The organism is Streptomyces sedi (assembly GCF_006335015.1).
Lineage (GTDB): Bacteria > Actinomycetota > Actinomycetes > Streptomycetales > Streptomycetaceae > Streptomyces > Streptomyces sedi.
The window spans coordinates 1-17,578 of sequence record NZ_VDGT01000031.1 but is presented as its reverse complement, the minus strand read 5'-3'; the positions used below and the strand labels follow the sequence as shown (position 1 = coordinate 17,578).

Annotated in this window: 15 protein-coding genes, 1 pseudogene and 1 riboswitch; of the genes and pseudogenes, 7 read left to right on the top strand and 9 right to left on the bottom strand. The window is 73.0% G+C overall.

Going from position 1 to position 17,578, the window contains the following annotated elements:
• Nucleotides 1–138 precede the first annotated feature (138 nt).
• Nucleotides 139–1,788: a DNA repair helicase XPB gene (locus FH715_RS26870; protein WP_139649900.1), complete on the top strand. Its 1,650-nt coding sequence runs from the start codon at nucleotides 139–141 to the stop codon at nucleotides 1,786–1,788.
• 15 nt (nucleotides 1,789–1,803) lie between these two features.
• On the opposite strand, the gene FH715_RS26865 is transcribed toward FH715_RS26870, so the two are convergent.
• Complete coding sequence (locus tag FH715_RS26865; protein WP_139649898.1) at nucleotides 1,804–1,983, bottom strand: hypothetical protein; 180 nt, start codon at nucleotides 1,981–1,983, stop codon at nucleotides 1,804–1,806.
• A 321-nt stretch (nucleotides 1,984–2,304) separates the two neighbouring features.
• On the opposite strand from FH715_RS26865, the gene FH715_RS26860 reads away from it, so the two are divergent.
• Both FH715_RS26860 and FH715_RS26855 read left to right on the top strand, forming a co-directional pair.
• The gene (locus FH715_RS26860; protein ID WP_246109002.1) at nucleotides 2,305–4,368 is read left to right on the top strand and encodes a HelD family protein; all 2,064 of its coding nucleotides are present in this window, start codon (nucleotides 2,305–2,307) and stop codon (nucleotides 4,366–4,368) included.
• Nucleotides 4,369–4,594: 226 nt separating this feature from the next.
• Nucleotides 4,595–5,218, top strand: coding sequence for an HD domain-containing protein (locus FH715_RS26855; RefSeq protein WP_211367785.1), 624 nt, complete (start codon nucleotides 4,595–4,597; stop codon nucleotides 5,216–5,218).
• 79 nt (nucleotides 5,219–5,297) lie between these two features.
• Here the strand turns inward: FH715_RS26855 and FH715_RS26850 are convergent, their stop codons facing one another.
• The 3 genes from FH715_RS26850 to FH715_RS26840 form a co-directional block, all read right to left on the bottom strand.
• Nucleotides 5,298–6,431 (bottom strand): Cmx/CmrA family chloramphenicol efflux MFS transporter, encoded by a 1,134-nt coding sequence (locus tag FH715_RS26850; protein WP_246109005.1) that lies wholly within the window; start codon nucleotides 6,429–6,431, stop codon nucleotides 5,298–5,300.
• Between the two features lie 148 nt (nucleotides 6,432–6,579).
• Nucleotides 6,580–6,849: a DUF4031 domain-containing protein gene (locus FH715_RS26845; protein ID WP_139649894.1), complete on the bottom strand. Its 270-nt coding sequence runs from the start codon at nucleotides 6,847–6,849 to the stop codon at nucleotides 6,580–6,582.
• A complete protein-coding gene (locus FH715_RS26840) occupies nucleotides 6,846–7,211 on the bottom strand; it encodes a hypothetical protein (protein ID WP_139649893.1) in 366 nt (121 codons plus the stop codon). Before FH715_RS26840 ends, FH715_RS26845 begins: the two co-directional genes overlap by 4 nt.
• A 113-nt stretch (nucleotides 7,212–7,324) precedes the next feature.
• Here FH715_RS26840 and FH715_RS26835 point away from each other — a divergent pair, with 113 nt between their 5' ends.
• The gene (locus FH715_RS26835; RefSeq protein ID WP_211367784.1) at nucleotides 7,325–8,269 is read left to right on the top strand and encodes a MurR/RpiR family transcriptional regulator; all 945 of its coding nucleotides are present in this window, start codon (nucleotides 7,325–7,327) and stop codon (nucleotides 8,267–8,269) included.
• 97 nt (nucleotides 8,270–8,366) lie between these two features.
• Nucleotides 8,367–9,287, top strand: coding sequence for an N-acetylmuramic acid 6-phosphate etherase (gene murQ, locus FH715_RS26830; protein WP_139649891.1), 921 nt, complete (start codon nucleotides 8,367–8,369; stop codon nucleotides 9,285–9,287).
• Between the two features lie 82 nt (nucleotides 9,288–9,369).
• On the opposite strand, the gene groL is transcribed toward murQ, so the two are convergent.
• The 4 genes from groL to thrC all read right to left on the bottom strand — a co-directional run bounded on the left by groL (nucleotide 9,370) and on the right by thrC (nucleotide 13,823).
• On the bottom strand, nucleotides 9,370–10,998 hold the full coding sequence (groL, locus tag FH715_RS26825; protein WP_139649889.1) for a chaperonin GroEL: 1,629 nt from the start codon (nucleotides 10,996–10,998) through the stop codon (nucleotides 9,370–9,372).
• Nucleotides 10,999–11,583: 585 nt separating this feature from the next.
• Nucleotides 11,584–11,787 (bottom strand): cold-shock protein, encoded by a 204-nt coding sequence (locus FH715_RS26820; protein ID WP_004986573.1) that lies wholly within the window; start codon nucleotides 11,785–11,787, stop codon nucleotides 11,584–11,586.
• 456 nt (nucleotides 11,788–12,243) lie between these two features.
• On the bottom strand, nucleotides 12,244–12,522 hold the full coding sequence (locus FH715_RS26815) for a MoaD/ThiS family protein (RefSeq protein WP_139649887.1): 279 nt from the start codon (nucleotides 12,520–12,522) through the stop codon (nucleotides 12,244–12,246).
• Nucleotides 12,519–13,823, bottom strand: coding sequence for a threonine synthase (gene thrC, locus FH715_RS26810; protein WP_139649885.1), 1,305 nt, complete (start codon nucleotides 13,821–13,823; stop codon nucleotides 12,519–12,521). Before thrC ends, FH715_RS26815 begins: the two co-directional genes overlap by 4 nt.
• A gap of 16 nt (nucleotides 13,824–13,839) precedes the next feature.
• A riboswitch (SAM riboswitch) is annotated at nucleotides 13,840–13,981 on the bottom strand.
• A 242-nt stretch (nucleotides 13,982–14,223) separates the two neighbouring features.
• Here thrC and FH715_RS26805 point away from each other — a divergent pair.
• Nucleotides 14,224–15,189: a glucosyl-3-phosphoglycerate synthase gene (locus tag FH715_RS26805; RefSeq protein WP_139649883.1), complete on the top strand. Its 966-nt coding sequence runs from the start codon at nucleotides 14,224–14,226 to the stop codon at nucleotides 15,187–15,189.
• 153 nt (nucleotides 15,190–15,342) lie between these two features.
• Nucleotides 15,343–16,791 (top strand): alpha,alpha-trehalose-phosphate synthase (UDP-forming), encoded by a 1,449-nt coding sequence (locus FH715_RS26800; RefSeq protein WP_139649881.1) that lies wholly within the window; start codon nucleotides 15,343–15,345, stop codon nucleotides 16,789–16,791.
• Between the two features lie 397 nt (nucleotides 16,792–17,188).
• Here the strand turns inward: FH715_RS26800 and FH715_RS29225 are convergent.
• A pseudogene (locus tag FH715_RS29225) lies at nucleotides 17,189–17,578 on the bottom strand (hypothetical protein); the annotation flags it as partial.

Sequence of the window (17,578 nt, the reverse complement as noted above, 5' to 3'; positions counted from 1 at the left end):
GAAGCGACCCGAAGCGCCCCGACGCGCCCGCGAAACGAGCGGGAGCGGGCGGGAACGGACGCCGCCCGTTCCCGCCCGTCGTCGACAGGTGTTTCACTGGACAGCTGACGTCCCCGGTTGGCTGGTCGGAGGTAACGGGTGTCCTGCTTGATCGTGCAGAGCGACAAGACGCTGCTGCTGGAGGTGGACCACGAGCAGGCCGAGGCCTGCCGGCGCGCCATCGCGCCGTTCGCCGAGCTGGAGCGCGCCCCCGAGCACATCCACACCTACCGGCTCACCCCCCTCGGCCTGTGGAACGCCAGGGCCGCGGGGCACGACGCCGAGCAGGTCGTCGACGCCCTGATGCGGTACTCGCGCTACCCGGTGCCGCAGGCGCTGCTGGTCGACATCGCCGAGACGATGGCGCGCTACGGCCGGCTCTCCCTGGTGAAGCACCCCACCCACGGGCTGGTGCTGACCACCACCGACCGCCCGGTCCTCACCGAGGTGCTGCGCTCCAAGCGCGTCCAGCCGCTGGTCGGGGCGCGGATCGACGAGGACACGGTGGCGGTCCACCCGTCCGAGCGCGGCCAGATCAAGCAGCAGCTGCTGCGGCTCGGCTGGCCAGCCGAGGACCTGGCCGGATACGTGGACGGGGAGGCGCACCCGATCGAGCTGGTGGAGGACGGCTGGTCGCTGCGCCCCTACCAGCGGCAGGCCGTCGACGGCTTCTGGCACGGCGGCTCCGGCGTGGTCGTGCTGCCCTGCGGCGCCGGCAAGACGCTGGTCGGCGCGGGCGCCATGGCCACCGCGAAGTCCACCACGCTGATCCTGGTCACCAACACCGTCTCCGCCCGCCAGTGGAAGTCCGAGCTGGTGCGCCGCACCTCGCTCACGGAGGAGGAGATCGGCGAGTACAGCGGCACCCGCAAGGAGATCCGCCCGGTCACCATCGCGACCTACCAGGTTCTGACCACCCGGCGGAAGGGCGTCTATCCCCATCTGGAGCTGTTCGACTCGCGCGACTGGGGGCTGGTCGTCTACGACGAGGTGCACCTGCTGCCGGCGCCCGTCTTCAAGTTCACCGCCGACCTCCAGGCCCGCCGGCGCCTCGGGCTCACCGCGACGCTGGTGCGCGAGGACGGCCGCGAGTCGGACGTCTTCTCGCTGATCGGCCCGAAGCGGTTCGACGCGCCCTGGCGCGAGATCGAGGCCCAGGGCTACATCGCCCCGGCCGACTGCGTCGAGGTGCGGGTCGACCTCAGCGAGTCGGAGCGGATCGCGTACGCCATGGCCGAGCCGGAGGAGCGTTACCGGTTCTGCGCCACCACCGACGCCAAGCGGCGCGTGACCCGGGCGCTGGTGCGGGAGCACTCCACCGAGCAGACGCTGGTGATCGGCCAGTACATCGACCAGCTGGACGAGTTGGGCGAGGAGTTGAACGCCCCCGTCATCAAGGGCGAGACCAGCAACGCCAAGCGCGAGGAGCTGTTCCAGGCGTTCCGCTCCGGCGAGGTGCGGGTGCTGGTGGTCTCCAAGGTGGCGAACTTCTCGGTCGACCTGCCGGAGGCCACCGTCGCCATCCAGGTCTCGGGCACCTTCGGCTCCCGCCAGGAGGAGGCCCAGCGGCTCGGCCGGGTGTTGCGCCCCAAGGCCGACGGGCACGAGGCCCGCTTCTACTCGGTGGTCGCCAGGGACACCATCGACCAGGAGTTCGCGGCCCACCGCCAGCGGTTCCTCGCCGAGCAGGGGTACGCCTACCGGATCGTGGACGCCTCCGACCTGCCGTCCGACGATCGGCCGGTGTAGCACCGGCCGGCGGGCTCACGCCGGGCGGCGGACCCCGGCCTCGCCGGACAGGCCGTCGCGGCCCATGATCACCACGTCGAAGGCCGCGGCGCCGAAGACACGCACCGCCTGGAACGTGCGTCCGATGAGTCCACGCGTCGCCGCCCGGCCGGTGGTGGGGGCGCTGCCGATCCGTTCGTTCGTCGTCTCGTTCATGTGACCAAGCCTCGCCCGCCGGGGCGGTCGCGGGCATCGGTCTCGGGGGCGACCGTTCCCCCCAGGTGACCCGGCCGTCGTTCCCGGTGAACCCTCAGGGTCCCTCAGGGTCGGACCCCGAGGCGCGCGGTCCGGGACGTCGGCGCGAAAAACGATTTGCGCGCCGCCACGGCCGCGACCTAGGCTCCCGTGCCTTCCCTCCTCCCGAGCCAGCGGGCCGGCGCCTCGCGCGCAGCGCGTCCGCGCCCGGGGCAGGAGCCGCCCGGACGGCAACCGGCCGGCACCCACCACCCCGCCCAGCGCGACCCCGGAGGCTCCGCCGTGTCCACCCGCCCCTCGCCCACCCCTGCCCAGGACCCGCTGGAGACGGAGCGCGCCCATCTCGCGGACTCCCGCGCCGCGTTGCGCGCCATGCGCGAGCACACCGAGTCCCTCGACATCGGGGACGTCACGGCGAACTGGGTCAACGCCGAGGTCCTGGCCAACGAGATCGAGCAGCGGATCAAGGCGCTCGCGGACCTCGCCGACACCCCGCTCTTCTTCGGCCGCCTCGACTACCACCGCGCCGCCGACCCGGGCCCCGAGGGCGACGACCACGGCTTCCGCTTCTACATCGGCCGCCGCCACGTGCACGACGCGCAGGGCGACCCCATGGTGATCGACTGGCGCGCCCCCATCTCGCAGCCCTTCTACCAGGCGTCGAAGAAGGACCCGAAGAACGTCGAGCTGCGCCGCCGCTTCGGCTACGACGGCGGCGCGCTGACCGCCTACGAGGACGAGCACCTCAGCGACCCCGACGAGGAGGAGACCGTCAGCGCGCTCCTCCAGCGGGAGATCGAGAAGCCGCGCGTCGGCCCCATGCGGGACATCGTCGCCACCATCCAGCCCGAGCAGGACGAGATCGTCCGCGGCGCGCTCAGCGAGACGGTCTGCGTGCAGGGCGGACCCGGCACCGGGAAGACCGCCGTCGGCCTGCACCGTGTCGCGTACCTGCTCTACGCCCACCGGGAACGGCTGGCGCGCGGCGGCACCCTGGTGATCGGCCCCAACCGCTCGTTCCTGCGCTACATCGAGCAGGTGCTGCCCACCCTGGGCGAGCTGGAGGTCAAGCAGGCCACCGTGGACGAGCTGGTCGCCCACGTCGAGATCGGCGCCGAGGACGGCGCCACCGCCGCCACCCTCAAGGGCGACGCGCGGATGGCCGAGGTGCTGCGCCGCGCCGTCCGGGCCGGCGTCACGCTGCCGACGGAGCCGGTCATGGTGGTGCGCGGCTCCCGGCGCTGGCGCGTTCCCACGCACGAACTGGTCGAGATCGTCGAGGAGTTGCTCGGCCGCGACATCCGCTACGGCGCGGCGGGCGAGGCGCTGCCGCAGCGCATCGCGCACGCCGTGCTGGTGCGGATGGAACAGGCCGGTGAGGCCCCCGACGACCGGGTGCAGAACGCCGTGGCCCGCAACCCCGCGGTCAAGGCCGCGGTCAAGGCGATCTGGCCGCCGGTCAACCCGGCGAAGCTCGTCGCGCGGCTGCTCTCCGAGCCCGCGTTCCTCGCCGAGCAGGCCGAGGGCCTGCTCACCGCCGAGGAGCAGCGGGAGATCCTGTGGGCCAAGCCGCCGCGCAGCGTGCGCTCCGCCCGCTGGTCGCGGGCCGACGCCGTGCTGATCGACGAGGCGCACGACCTGGTCAGCCGCACGGGTTCGCTCGGGCACGTGGTGCTGGACGAGGCGCAGGACCTCTCCCCGATGCAGTACCGGGCGGTCGGCCGCCGGTGCAGCACCGGCTCGGCGACGGTGCTCGGCGACATCGCGCAGGGCACCACCCCGTGGGCCACCGGCAGTTGGGCGGAGGCGCTGGGCCACCTGGGGAAGCCGGCCGCGCACGTGGAGGAGCTGACGCAGGGCTTCCGGGTGCCGCGCGAGGTCATCGCCTACGCCTCGCGGCTGCTGCCGGCGATCGCGCCGCAGCTGAGCGAGGCCACCTCGATCCGTGAGGCGCCCGGCGCGTTCGCCGTCCAGCCGGTCGACGCGGAACGGCTCGACGCCGCCACCCTGGACGCCTGCCGCGCCGCGCTCGCGCACGAGGGCTCGACCGGCCTGATCGCCGCCGACGCGCGCGTCCCCGCGCTGCGCGAGGCGCTCGCCGCCGCCGGGATGCCGCATGTCGAGCCGGGGCAGGAGACGGACGAGGCGACCCGGCTGACGCTGGTGCCGGCGTCGCTCGCCAAGGGCCTGGAGTACGACTACGTGGTGCTCGACGAGCCGGCCGCGGTGGTCGACGGCGAACCCGACACGCGCACCGGGCTGCGGCGGCTGTACGTCGCGCTGACCAGGGCGGTCTCCGGGCTGACCGTGGTGCACGCGAGCCCACTGCCCGCCCAGTTGGCCTGACCGGCCCCCCACCCAGCGCCTGCCGCCTGCCGGCGGGGGCGGGGGCGACCACTCGCCGGTGCTGTTGGGCGTCGTGGTCGTCCGCGGCCCGTCGCGGATGCCTCGCGCAGTTCCCCGCGCCCCTACGGGCGCCGCCGGCGGGGGAGGTCGACGCTCCACCCCGGCAGCGCGCGGCGAGTGGTCGCCCGGGCCCCGCCCCGGACGCCGGCCGCGCACAATGGGGACCATGGCGACTTCCGAGCCCGGTTCCGACGAGTCCGCGCTGACCAAGCGCTACGCGATGCTGCCCGACGGCGGCGGGGCCGCCGTCGGGGCCGCGTTGCTGGCCCGCTGGCGTGAGCCGCACCGCAGGTACCACACGGAGCGGCACCTGCGGTTCCTGCTGGACCGCCTCGACGAGTTGGGCGGCTCGGCCGCCGACCCGGTCGCGGTGGAGCTGGCCGGCTGGTTCCACGACGCGGTGTACGACCCGCGCGGCGCGGACAACGAGGAACGCAGCGCCGAACTGGCCGCCGCCGCGCTGCCGGACTCCGCGCGCCGCGACGAGGTGGTGCGGCTGGTCCGTCTCACCGCCTCCCACCGGCCGGCCGCCGGTGACACCAACGGGGCGACGCTCTGCGACGCCGACCTGGCGGTCCTGGCCGGCACGCCCGCCGCGTACGCGGCGTACGCGGCGGCCGTACGGGACGAGTACCGACACGTGGACGACGCCGCGTTCGCGGCGGGCCGCGCGGGGGTGCTGCGCCGGCTGCTGGCCGGCCCACGGCTCTTCCACACGGCCTACGGCGCCGACCACTGGGAACAGCCGGCCCGCACCAACCTCGCGGCCGAACTCGCCCTGCTCCCCTGACCAGCGCACCAGGCCCAGGCCCCGGCCCGCAGGCCCGGACGCGGCACGGTCAACCGCCCGCCGTGGCGCGGGCGCCCACTCACCGCGCCACGGCGACACCGCCGTCGTCCCCGCCCGCGGCGGCGGCCACCGCTCCGCGGGCCTGGAGCCACGCGCCGCCCAGCGCCGCCAGCAGGAACAGCGCCCCGAGCCAGGCCGTCCACGCGTAGCCGAGGCCGGCGTCGATGACGACGCCGCCCGCCCAGGGCCCCACCGTGTTGCCGGTGTTGAACGCGGCCGTGGCCGTCGCCCCCGCCAGCGTCGGCGCAGCCGCCGCCACCTGGAAGATGCGGGCGTTCAACCCGGGCCCGCAGAGGAACGCGGCCAGCCCCAGCAGCCCGGCCAGCGGCACCACCGCGGCGGGGCGCGAGGCGGTCAGCGCCAGCAGCGCCAACACCGCCGTCGCCGCCGCGAGCCCCGCGTACAGCGTGCCGAAGAGATGCGCGTCGGCCAGCCGGCCGCCGATCGCCGTGCCGAGCAGCGCGCCGACCCCGTAGAGCACCAGCACGATCGGCACCCACCCCTCGCCCATGCCGGTCACGTCGGTCAGCAGCGGCGCGAGGTAGGAGAAGAAGCAGAACGTTCCGGCGGCGAAGAGGGCCGTGGTCGCGACCGCGAGCCACACCCGGCGTTCCCGGTAGACCCGCAGCTCCACGCGGAGCGGCACCCGCGTCCCGCCGCCGTCGATCCCCGTGCGCGGCACGTACAGCACCACGCCGACCAGCCCGATCACGGTGAGCGCCGCCACCGCCCAGAACGCGGCCCGCCAGCCCAGGTGCTGGCCGAGCAGCGCGCCGCCCGGCACCCCCGCGATGTTGGCGACGCTCAGCCCGCCGAGCAGCACGGCCAGCGCACGCGCCCGCGCGTTCGCCGGCACCAGCGAGACGGCGACGGCGGCGCCCACGGCCCAGAAGCCGGCGCACGCCAGCGCGCTCACCACCCGGGTGGCGAAGAGCAGCCCGTAGGTCGGGGCGATCGCGCCCACCACGTGGCTGACGCCGAAGACGGAGAGCAGCACCACGAGGGTGAGGCGGCGCGGCAGCCGCTGGGTCGCGGCGGCGAGCACGGGCGCGCCGACGACCATGCCGACGGCGAAGGCCGATATCAGCAGGCCGGCGGTCGGGATCGAGACGTCGAGGTCGTCCGCGACCTCGGGCAGCAGCCCGGAGAGCATGAACTCGCTGGTGCCGAGCGCGAAGACGCCGCCGCCGATGACCAGCACGGCGGGGGGTAGGCGGAAGCGGGCCCGTTGTTCGGCTTTCGTGGACACGTTCCCCTCCAACATGCGGGGTGTCCGTCCGCATTCCTCCGCCGTCGACCCGTCAGGCGGGGCGGTCGGCCTTCCGGCGGCGGAGCCCCGCCTCGTGCAGCAGCCGCACCAGGCGCCGGCTGTCGGCGGGGACGGCGCCGAGCGCCAACGCGTCGGCGTAACGTTCCGCCGGTAGGTCGTAGTGGTCCCCGTCGAAGGCGCGCGGGGGAGCGCCCAGCCGGGCGGCGAACGCGTGGAGTTCCGCGAAGGAGCTGTCGCTGACCAGGTGCGACCACATGCGTCCGTGTCCCGGCCAGGTCGGCGGGTCGATGTAGAGGGTCACCGGCGGGCCTCGGCCAGCTGCCCCACGGGGGCTACCGCGACTCCGGTGACCGGGCAGACCCAGTGCGGGTCCTCGCCCAGCTCGGGCTCCACGCCGAGCGCGTGCGGGTCCTCCGTCGCGCAGCGCGGACACAGCGGCCAGCGGCCCCCGGTCTCCAGCAGCGCGTCGCACATGTCCTGGGCCAGCAGCCCGGGAACGAACACCGCGCCGGCGGGCCACTGTTCGGACCACCAGCGCCGGTGCGAGACTGCCTGCTCCAGCAGCGAGACCTCCTCGGGACCGGCCGCCCCGTCAGCCGCCAGATCGGCCAGCACGGCCGCGCGCCCCCGGTGGATGGCCTCTTCCGTGGCTGACTGTTCCATGCTGACCATTGGACCAGAGACGGCCGGGTTTCCCGAACGGTCCTGGCCCGCCGGGCACCGGGGGGCTTGACGTCACCCTGCGTCGAAAATACGTTTCACCTGTGAGGCTAGCGATGAAGGAAAATTTCGCCCGGCGGCCCGGCAGAGGACGCGCGGTCGCCGTCGCCCCCAGACCGGCTCCCCCGGAACCCGGAGCGCTGGCCGCCAAGGTCCGCACCATGGTTCCCTCCATGACCCGTTCCATGCAGCGCGTCGCCGAGACGGTCGCGGGCGACCCCGCCGGCTGCGCCGCGCTCACCGTCACCGCGCTCGCCGAGCGGACCGGGACCAGCGAGGCCACGGTGGTCCGCACCGCCCGGCTGCTGGGCTACCCCGGCTATCGCGACCTGCGGCTGGCGTTGGCCGGGCTGGCCGCGCAGCAGGCCTCGGGCGCGGCGCCGGCCGTCACCGCCGACATATCCGTGGACGACCCGCTGAGCGAGGTCGTCGCCAAGCTCGCCCACGACGAGCAGCAGACCCTCAGCGACACCGCCGGCGCCCTCGACCTCGCCCAACTGGAGGCCACCGTCGACGCGTTGGCCGAGGCGCGGCGGATCGACGTCTACGGAGTCGGCGCCTCGTCCCTGGTCGCCCAGGACCTGGCGCAGAAGCTGCTGCGGATCGGGCTGATCGCCCACGCGCACACCGACCCGCACCTGGCCGTCACCAACGCGGTCCAGCTGCGCGGCGGGGACGTGGCGGTGGCGATCACGCACTCCGGGCGCACCGTGGACGTGATCGAGCCGCTTCAGGCCGCGTTCGACCACGGCGCCACCACGGTGGCGATCACGGGCCGGCCGGACGGCGAGGTCACCCAGTACGCCGACCACGTGCTGACCACCTCCACCGCCAGGGAGAGCGAGCTGCGCCCGGCGGCGATGTCCAGCAGGACCAGTCAACTGCTCGTCATCGACTGCCTGTTCATCGGCGTAGCCCAGCGCACCTACGAGACGGCCGCCCCCGCGCTGCACGCCAGCTACGAGGCGCTCGCCCACCGGCACACGCCGCGCGAACGCTGACACGCACGCCCCTGTTCCACACCCTGTTCCACCACCGGCGCACGCCGTTGGACGCACCACTCACCACACGCCCCCTCGCACGGAGAGTCGCTCGCGCATGTCCACGGAGTTCGACACCCTCACCACCGAGGCGCACCGCCCGGAGCTGGCCGAGATCGACCGGCGTTCCACCCTGGAGATCGCCCGCACCATGAACGCGGGCGACGCCCTGGTCCCCACAGCGGTGGCCGCGCGGCTGCCCGAGATCGCCGCCGCGATCGACGCGGCAGCCGAACGGATGGCGCGCGGGGGGCGGCTGGTCTATCTCGGCGCCGGCACCGCGGGGCGCCTCGGCGTGCTGGACGCCAGCGAGTGCCCACCCACCTTCAACACCGACCCCGGCGAGGTGATGGGCCTCATCGCCGGCGGCCCGACGGCGCTGATCGAGGCGGTGGAGGGCGCCGAGGACAGCAAGGAACTGGCCGCCGCCGACCTGGCCGGCATCGGGCTCACCGCCGACGACGTGGTGGTCGGGGTCTCCGCCTCCGGGCGCACGCCCTACGCGGTGGGTGCCGTCGAACACGCCGCCGGCGTCGGCGCGTTGACGGTCGGCCTCTCCTGCAACCCGGACTCGCCACTGGCCGCGGCTGCCGAGCACGGCATCGAGGTGGTGGTGGGCCCCGAGCTGATCGCCGGCTCCACCCGGCTGAAGGCCGGCACGGCCCAGAAGCTGGTCCTCAACATGATCTCCACCATCAGCATGATCCGGCTCGGCAAGACCTACGGGAACCTGATGGTCGACGTCCGCGCCTCCAACGAGAAGCTGCGCGCCCGCTCGCGCCGCATCGTGGCGCTGGCGACGGACGCCCCGGCGGACGAGGTCGAACGGGCGCTCAACGCGACCGGCGGCGAGGTGAAGAACGCCATCCTGGTCGTCCTCGGAGACGTCGGGGCGGACACGGCGGCCCGGCTGCTCGCCGAGTCCCACGGCCAACTCCGCGCGGCGCTGCGGCTGGCCCTGGACGGTCGGAAGGACTGAAGGGGCGCGAACGGCCGCGAGGGCGGCGCCCCCCTTCCGGGGAGCGCCGCCCTCGCGTGACGCGCTGAGGAGTCGGCAGGACTCAGAAGTCCATGCCGCCGCCCATGCCGGCCGCAGCCGGGTCGGCGCCGGCGCCGGCCTTCTCCGGCTTGTCGGCGATGACGGCCTCGGTGGTCAGGAAGAGCGCCGCGATGGAGGCGGCGTTCTGCAGGGCGGAACGGGTGACCTTGGTCGGGTCGGGAATCCCGGCCTCCAGCAGGTCCACGTACTCGCCGGTCGCGGCGTTCAGGCCCCAACCCGGAGTCAGGTTGCGGACCTTCTCGACCACGACGCCGCCCTCAAGGCCCGCGTTGACCGCGATCTGCTTGAGCGGGGCCTCCAGGGCCAGGCGGACGGCCGCGGCACCGGTGGCCTCGTCGCCCTCCAGCTCCAGCTTCTCCAGCGCCGAGGCGGCCTGGAGCAGGGCCACGCCACCACCGGCGACGATGCCCTCCTCGACGGCGGCCTTGGCGTTGCGCACCGCGTCCTCGATGCGGTGCTTGCGCTCCTTCAGCTCCACCTCGGTGGCGGCGCCGGCCTTGATGACGGCCACACCGCCGGCCAGCTTCGCGAGGCGCTCCTGGAGCTTCTCGCGGTCGTAGTCCGAGTCGGAGTTCTCGATCTCGGCGCGGATCTGGTTGACGCGACCCTGGACCTGGTCGCTGTCGCCGGAGCCGTCGACGATGGTGGTCTCGTCCTTGGTGATGACCACCTTGCGGGCGCGGCCCAGCAGGTCGAGGGTGGCGTTCTCCAGCTTGAGACCGACCTCCTCGGAGATGACCTGGCCACCGGTGAGGATGGCGATGTCGCCGAGCATGGCCTTGCGGCGGTCACCGAAGCCGGGGGCCTTGACGGCGACCGACTTGAAGGTGCCACGGATCTTGTTGACGACCAGGGTGGACAGCGCCTCGCCCTCGACGTCCTCCGCGATGATCAGCAGCGGCTTGCCCGACTGCATGACCTTCTCCAGCAGCGGAAGGAGGTCCTTCACGTTGCTGATCTTGGAGTTGACGATGAGGATGTAGGGGTCCTCCAGCTCCGACTCCATCCGCTCCATGTCGGTGGCGAAGTAGGCGGAGATGTAGCCCTTGTCGAAGCGCATGCCCTCGGTGAGCTCAAGCTCCAGGCCGAAGGTCTGCGACTCCTCGACCGTGATGACGCCTTCCTTGCCGACCTTGTCCATGGCCTCGGCGATCAGCTCGCCGATCTGGGCGTCGCCGGCGGAGATGGAGGCGGTGGAGGCGATCTGCTCCTTGGTCTCGACCTCCTTGGCCTGGCTCAGCAGGGCCTCGGAGACCTTCTCGACCGCGGCCTCGATGCCACGCTTCAGCGCCATCGGGTTGGCACCCGCGGCCACGTTGCGCAGGCCCTCGCGGACCAGCGCCTGCGCCAGCACGGTCGCCGTGGTGGTGCCGTCACCGGCCACGTCGTCCGTCTTCTTGGCAACTTCCTTGACCAGCTCGGCGCCGATCTTCTCGTAGGAGTCCTCCAGCTCGATCTCCTTGGCGATGGACACGCCATCGTTGGTGATCGTCGGGGCGCCCCACTTCTTCTCCAGCACGACGTTGCGGCCCTTGGGGCCGAGCGTGACCTTGACGGCGTCGGCGAGCTGGTTCATCCCGCGCTCAAGGCCGCGCCGCGCCTCCTCGTCGAACGCGATGATCTTGGCCATGTGAAGGGGTCCTCCCAGAACAGGGGTGGATTGCTCCGGACCGCGCTGGCGCCCGCGACGGACGGCCCTCCCGGGGCGGTTCCTTACCCCACCCACCTGAAGGACCTCACCGACCCGGTCCTGGCTGTCACTCTCACCCGTAGAGTGCTAATGCCAATGATTAGCACTCTACCCCTGAGAGTGCAAGCGGCGAAGCCGCTGCACGACTTGGGGGTCCCCCCGGCCGAAGGCTGGGGGAGCAAGCGACCGCAGGTCGCGGAACGATCTGGGGGCACCTCCCGGCCGAAGGCTGGGGGAGCAAGCGGGGCGGCTGGCCGCCGGGTGTGGGCGACCACTCGTCTGTGTTGTCCCGCACGGTCGTCGTCTGCGGCCCGCCACAGAGCATTCGCGCCGTTCCCCGCGCCCCCCAACGCGCCTACGGCGCCCGAAGGGGCGCGGGGAACTGCGCGGTCAGCCGACCTGCGGGGTGCACTCGACGGCTCACCTGTGCTGTCCGGCTCGGTGGTCGCCCCCGTCGAGAACGACCAGGGCCCGCACCCCTGAGGGTGCGGGCCCGGCTGGTTGAGGCCGCGGTGACGTCGGCGTTCAGGCGGTCACCCGGACCATGTCGGCCTGGGGACCCTTCTGTCCCTGAGAGATCTCGAACTCGACCCGCTGTCCCTCTTCCAGGGTGCGGTACCCGTCCATCTGGATCGCGCTGTAGTGGACGAACACGTCCGCACCACCGTCTACCGCGATGAAGCCGTAGCCCTTCTCCGCGTTGAACCACTTGACGGTGCCCTGAGCCATTCCTTACTCCCCATATTGCCGGCCCTTTCACGAGCCCACACCTCGCGGACCCGGGTCAGACCTCTCAGACTCCACCCCCGGGCGGTGTGGGGGTGTGCGCCGGAACGTTCGACCGCCGCTGAATGTATCTGCACGGACGCCCAGTGCAACAGGCCATTCGGTAAGGAATTATCGCGGCGCCAGAACGGTCAAATCCCGCGAAGGCCCAGGAAGTTGAACGTTTCGCAGCGGGCTTTTCTGGCCAACCAGACAATTGGTGCAACAATTTCCGGCACAGAGTTTGCTCGCGGGGCCCGCATTCATATGTGAGTGACACGGATTCGCCACCGACGAGGCAACTCTAGCGTTCCACCGCAGGCCAACGCCCCACGACCCGGCAGGTCGTGGGGCGTTGGCCCGCCTCACGCGGGCGCGTTGGCCCGCCTCGCACGGGCCCCGGAAGCCTCAGCGGCAGCGTCACGCTCCGCCGGCGACCGCCGGGATGATGGAGATGCCGGCGCCGTCCGGGGTGCTGGTGGCCAGGCCCTCCGTGAAGCGCACGTCGTCGTCGTTCACGTAGACGTTGACGAAGCGCCGCAGCTTGCCCTCGTCGTCTAGGACGCGGCCCGCGATGCCCTGGTGGTTGCGGTCGAGGTCGGCGAGCACCTCCTGGAGCGTCTCGCCCTCGGCGGTCACCTCGGAGCTGCCGCCGGTGTAGGTGCGCAGGATGGTGGGGATGCGGACGGTGACGCTCATGCCAGGCCAGCCTCTCGGAAGGAGTCGAGGTTCGGACGTATGGTCGCGGACGGGCCGGTGGTCCCGGCCACCGCGTCCAGGGTCTTCAGGCCGTCGCCGGTGTTGAGCACGACGGTGGTCGCTTCGGGGTCCAGCCGGCCGTCGGCGAGCAGCTTGCGCGTGACGCCGACCGTCACGCCGCCCGCCGTCTCGGCGAAGATGCCCTCGGTCCTCGCCAGCAGCTTGATCGCCTCCACGATCCGCGCGTCGTCCACGTCCTCGACCGCGCCGCCGGTGCGGCGGGCGATGTCCAGAACGTAGGGGCCGTCGGCCGGGTTTCCGATGGCCAGGGACTTGGCGATGGTGTCCGGCTTGACGGGGCGGACCACGTCGTGGCCGTCGCGGTAGGCGCGGGAGACGGGGGAGCAGCCCTCGGCCTGGGCGCCGAAGATCCGGTAGGGGCGGTCCTCGACGAGACCGAGCTGGATCAGTTCCTTCAGGCCCTTGTCGATCTTGGTCAGTTGGGAGCCGGAGGCGATCGGGATCACCAGCTGGTCCGGCAGTTTCCAGCCAAGTTGCTCGCAGATCTCGTACGCCAGGGTCTTGGAGCCCTCGGCGTAGTACGGGCGCAGGTTCACGTTGACGAAGCCCCAGCCCTCGCCGATCGGGTCGCCGATCAGCTCGCTGCAGAAGCGGTTCACGTCGTCGTAGGTGCCCTCGATGGCCACCAGCTCGCCGCCGTAGACGGCGGCCATGACCACCTTGCCCTGCTCCAGGTCGTGCGGGATGAAGACGCAGGACCGCAGCCCGGCGCGGGCGGCGGCGGCGCCCACCGCGCCGGCCAGGTTGCCGGTGGAGGAGCAGGAGAGCGTGGTGAAACCGAAGGCGCGCGCCGCCTCCACCGCGTTGGCGACGACGCGGTCCTTGAACGAGTGCGTCGGGTTCGCCGAGTCGTCCTTGACGTAGAGCCCGCCGGTGACACCCAGCTCGGCCGCGAGCCGGTCGGCGCGCACCAGCGGGGTGCAGCCCGGGTTGAGGTTCGGGTGGTCGGCGACGTCGGCGGGCACCGGCAGCAGCGGGGCGTAGCGCCAGATGTTCTGCGGGCCCGCGGTGATGCGCGCGCGCAGCGCCTCGGGGTCGCCGGTCGGGAAGTCATAGGCGATCTCCAGCGGGCCGAAACAGGAGGCACACGCGAAGATCGGGCCGAGCGGGAAGCGTTCTCCGCACTCGCGACAGGAGAGCGCGGCGGCGGGGCCGAGATCGACTTGCGAGGGGGGGACCGAGGCGCCTTCGGCGTGGTCGTCCGAGGTCAGCACAGACATGGGTGCGAAGCCCTTCTCCTCATCTTCCCCGTGGCGGCTCTCGCCATGGGACGGAATTGGCACCTGCCCCACCGGGGCGCCTCGCGCTGGTCACGAGATCCGGTGGAAGGGTTGCCGGGGCTTCAACGGGCCGTTCCCTCTGCCCCTCTGGATGAGCGGTATGCGGTTGTCGGCGCGGCGTCGGCACACGGTCCCGATGTGTGGTCCCGATATGCGGAGGACACCTGCGCTGTTCGAGACTGTAACGGACACCCCGCACAATGGCTCGGGCCGTCCGCTCCGCGAGACAACCAGGGGAGATGACCAAAAATCCGGGTCACAGCGGGTTCGGTCACCCCGGAAAGGGGCAGACGCGGCCATACGGGTTAATGCATGGCCAAATCGAACAGGAGCGACTTTCGTGCTGGAAGAGGCAGAGAAGTGGCTGACCCGCCGGTCCTGGGCCGTCACTGACCGCTCGATACCGCAACTGCTGAACGCCAAGCGGGCAGCGGGCACGGCCGGCAGCATCAGCGTGGTCCTCCCCGCGCTCAACGAGGAGGCCACGGTGGGTGCCATCGTGGAGGCGCTGCGGCGCGACCTCATGGAGGACGTCCCACTGATCGACGAATTGCTCGTGGTGGACTCCGGGTCCACCGACCGCACCTCCGAGGTGGCCGCCGCCGCCGGGGCGAAGGTCGTCCACAGGGACGAGATCCTGCCCCGCGTCCCGGCCGTCCCCGGCAAGGGCGAGGTGCTCTGGCGGTCGCTGCTGGCGACCAGCGGCGAGATCGTCTGTTTCGTCGACGCCGACCTGCGGGAGTTCGACTCACGCCTGGTCTCGGGCACCATCGGCCCGCTGCTCACCGACCCCGAGGTGCAGCTGGTCAAGGCGATGTACGACCGCCCGCTCGGCGAGCAGCCGGCCGGCGCCCGCCAGGGCGGCCGGGTCACCGAGCTGGTCGCCCGACCGCTGCTGAACCTGCACTGGCCGCAGCTGGCCGGCGTGGTCCAGCCGCTGGGCGGCGAGTACGCGGCCCGCAGGTCGCTGCTGGAACGGCTGCCGTTCCCCGTCGGCTACGGCGTGGAGCTGGGGCTGCTGATCGACACGCTCAACCTGGTGGGCCTGGACGCCGTCGGGCAGGTCGACGTCGGCGAGCGCAAGCACCGCCACCAGGACGGGCAGGCGCTCGGCCGGATGTCGGCGGCGATCATGCGGACCGCGCAGTGCCGGCTGCCGGGCAGCGTGCTGCCCACGCGGCTGGGGCTGACCCAGTTCCAGCGGACCGAGGACGGCGGGTTCACGCCGGAGACGCATCCGATCCTGGCCGACGAACGACCACCGATGTCCACCGTCCCCGAGTACGCGGCCCGTCAGGCCGCCTGAGCGGGGCCCCGAAGCCGGAACGCCGGCTGTGACGTGGCACACGTTTCCCGCCCGTCACGGCTGGCTAGCCTCCTTCCGGCACTCCCGGGAAAGGCCCGCCCACCGGGACGGTCACGGAAAGCGACCGGACGCCCACGAGGAGACCGAACGCCGATGACCGTCGAGCCCCCCGAGACAGCCGGCCAGGTGCTGGTCGCTTCGAACCGCGGCCCGGTGAGCTACACCCGCCGGGACGACGGCACGCTGGCCGCGCGACGCGGCGGCGGGGGCCTGGTCTCCGGGCTGAGCGCGTTGGGCCCCGACGCGGGCACCTGGGTCTGCGCCGCGCTCGGCGACGACGACCGCGCGGCGGCCGAGGCGTACGGCGGGCGGTTGCCCGCCGAGGACACCGGCGGCCAGTCGGTGCGGATGCTGGACATCGACCGCGAGACCTTCGAGGCCGCGTACAACGGCGTGGCCAACTCCGTGCTGTGGTTCGTCCACCACCTGCTGTACCAGACGCCGTTCGAGCCCGTCTTCGACGAGGAGTTCGAGGCCGGCTGGGGCCGCTACCGCGCCTACAACCGGGCGTTCGCCGACGCGCTCGCCGACGAGGCGGCCGAGGGCGCGGCGGTGCTGGTGCAGGACTACCATCTGGCGCTCGTCCCGGGGCTGCTGGCCAAGCGCCGGCCCGACCTGCGGATCGGGCACTTCTCCCACACCCCGTGGGCACCGCCCGAGCTGTTCCGGGTGCTGCCCGACGACATCGCGCGCGAGCTGCTGCTCGGCATCCTGGGCGGCGACCGGGCCGCGTTCCTCACGCACCGCTGGGCGCGGGCCTTCACCGAGTGCTGCGCGGCGCTGCTGGGCGCGGAGGTCGCGGACGGCACGGTGACCCACCAGGGGCGCACCACGCGGATCGGGGTCCACGGGCTGGGCGCGGACGCGGAGTTCCTGCGGGAGCGCGCCGCCCGTCCCGACGTGGACGAGCGCCTCGCCGAGCTGCGCGAACGGGTCGGGCCCGACCGCTCGACGATCGTGCGGGTGGACCGCACGGAGCTGTCGAAGAACATCGTGCGCGGGCTGCTCGCCTACCGCAGGCTGCTCACCGACCGGCCCGAGTGGCACGGCCGCGTCACCCACATCGCGTTCGCCTACCCGTCCCGGCAGGACCTGGCGGTCTACCGGGCCTACACGGAGGAGGTCTCGCGGGTCGCCGAGGCGATCAACGCGGACTTCGGGCGGGACGACTGGACGCCGGTGGTGCTGCACGTCAAGGACGACTTCGCGCGTTCGCTGGCCGCCTACCGGATGGCGGACGTGGCGCTGGTCAACCCGATCAGGGACGGGATGAACCTGGTCGCCAAGGAGATCCCGGTGGTCTCCGAACGGGGCTGCGCGCTGGTGCTCTCCCGGGAGGCGGGCGCGGCCGAGGACCTGGGCGGCGACGCGCTGCTGGTCAACCCGTACGACATCGCCGGCACGGCGGAGGCGCTGCACCGCGCCCTGACGATGGACCACGCGACGCGCACCACCCACACCGACCGCCTCACGAGGGCCGCGACGGCCCTCCCCCCGACGGACTGGTTCCTCTCCCAACTGACCGCCCTGCGCGGCCTGTAACGGGGGCGGCTGCCTCACCTGCCTGGCCCGGCCCGCCACGGGCGGCTTTGGGGGCGCGGGGAACTGCGCGGGTAACCAGTCACCGTGTGGTACTCGACGACCGGCCTGTTGACGATGCTCGGTGGTCGTCCGCGGCCCGCCACGGGCGGCTTTGGGGGCGCGGGGAACTGCGCGGGTAACTGTCTGCCGTGGTGCGGTCGACTACTCACCTGCCTGGCCCGGCTCGGTGGTCGTCCGCGGCCCGCCACGGAGCATTCGCGCAGTTCCCCGCGTCCCCAAGCCGTCCACCGCCTCAGGGGCGCGGGGAACTGCGCGGGTAACCAGTCACCGTGTGGCAGTCGACGACCCACCCGTCTGGCCCGGCTCGGTGGTCGTCCGCGGCCCGCCACAAGTGGAATCACTCGACCGCGACCGCGCCTGAGATCCTGTGGAGCGGATACGTGCGGACCTCGTCCGCCGTGTGGTCGAAGGCGGTGACGAAGCCGGCGTCCACCCGTACCGGCGTGAGCACATGGTGCCCGGCCACCCCGTCGGCCCCGACGTAGCCGATCGCGACCAGCCCGCCGGACGCCGCCGCCGCGCGCAGCGCGGCCAGCGTCTCCGCCGCCGGCGTGCGCGGCGGCGGCCCCACCGCCTCCGGCACCCGCGGCGCGCCCGCGCCGCCCGCGCCGCCCGCGCCGCCCGCGCGCGGCGCGCCCGCGCCGCCCGCCGCCACCGCCGCGCCCTCGGCCCACCCGCCCGCCCGGCCCCTCCCCCACCCGCCCACCCGCACCAGCCCACGCGCGCG

Excerpts from the sequence above, each read along its gene's own strand:
- FH715_RS26865 (WP_139649898.1), bottom strand. The coding sequence starts at position 1,983 with ATGAACGAGACGACGAACGAACGGATCGGCAGCGCCCCCACCACCGGC.
- FH715_RS26855 (WP_211367785.1), top strand. The coding sequence starts at position 4,595 with ATGGCGACTTCCGAGCCCGGTTCCGACGAGTCCGCGCTGACCAAGCGC.
- FH715_RS26850 (WP_246109005.1), bottom strand. The coding sequence starts at position 6,431 with ATGCTCTCCGGGCTGCTGCCCGAGGTCGCGGACGACCTCGACGTCTCG.
- FH715_RS26840 (WP_139649893.1), bottom strand. The coding sequence starts at position 7,211 with ATGGAACAGTCAGCCACGGAAGAGGCCATCCACCGGGGGCGCGCGGCC.
- FH715_RS26835 (WP_211367784.1), top strand. The coding sequence starts at position 7,325 with ATGAAGGAAAATTTCGCCCGGCGGCCCGGCAGAGGACGCGCGGTCGCC.
- murQ (WP_139649891.1), top strand. The coding sequence starts at position 8,367 with ATGTCCACGGAGTTCGACACCCTCACCACCGAGGCGCACCGCCCGGAG.
- groL (WP_139649889.1), bottom strand. The coding sequence starts at position 10,998 with ATGGCCAAGATCATCGCGTTCGACGAGGAGGCGCGGCGCGGCCTTGAG.
- FH715_RS26820 (WP_004986573.1), bottom strand. The coding sequence starts at position 11,787 with ATGGCTCAGGGCACCGTCAAGTGGTTCAACGCGGAGAAGGGCTACGGC.
- FH715_RS26815 (WP_139649887.1), bottom strand. The coding sequence starts at position 12,522 with ATGAGCGTCACCGTCCGCATCCCCACCATCCTGCGCACCTACACCGGC.
- thrC (WP_139649885.1), bottom strand. The coding sequence starts at position 13,823 with ATGTCTGTGCTGACCTCGGACGACCACGCCGAAGGCGCCTCGGTCCCC.
- FH715_RS26800 (WP_139649881.1), top strand. The coding sequence starts at position 15,343 with ATGACCGTCGAGCCCCCCGAGACAGCCGGCCAGGTGCTGGTCGCTTCG.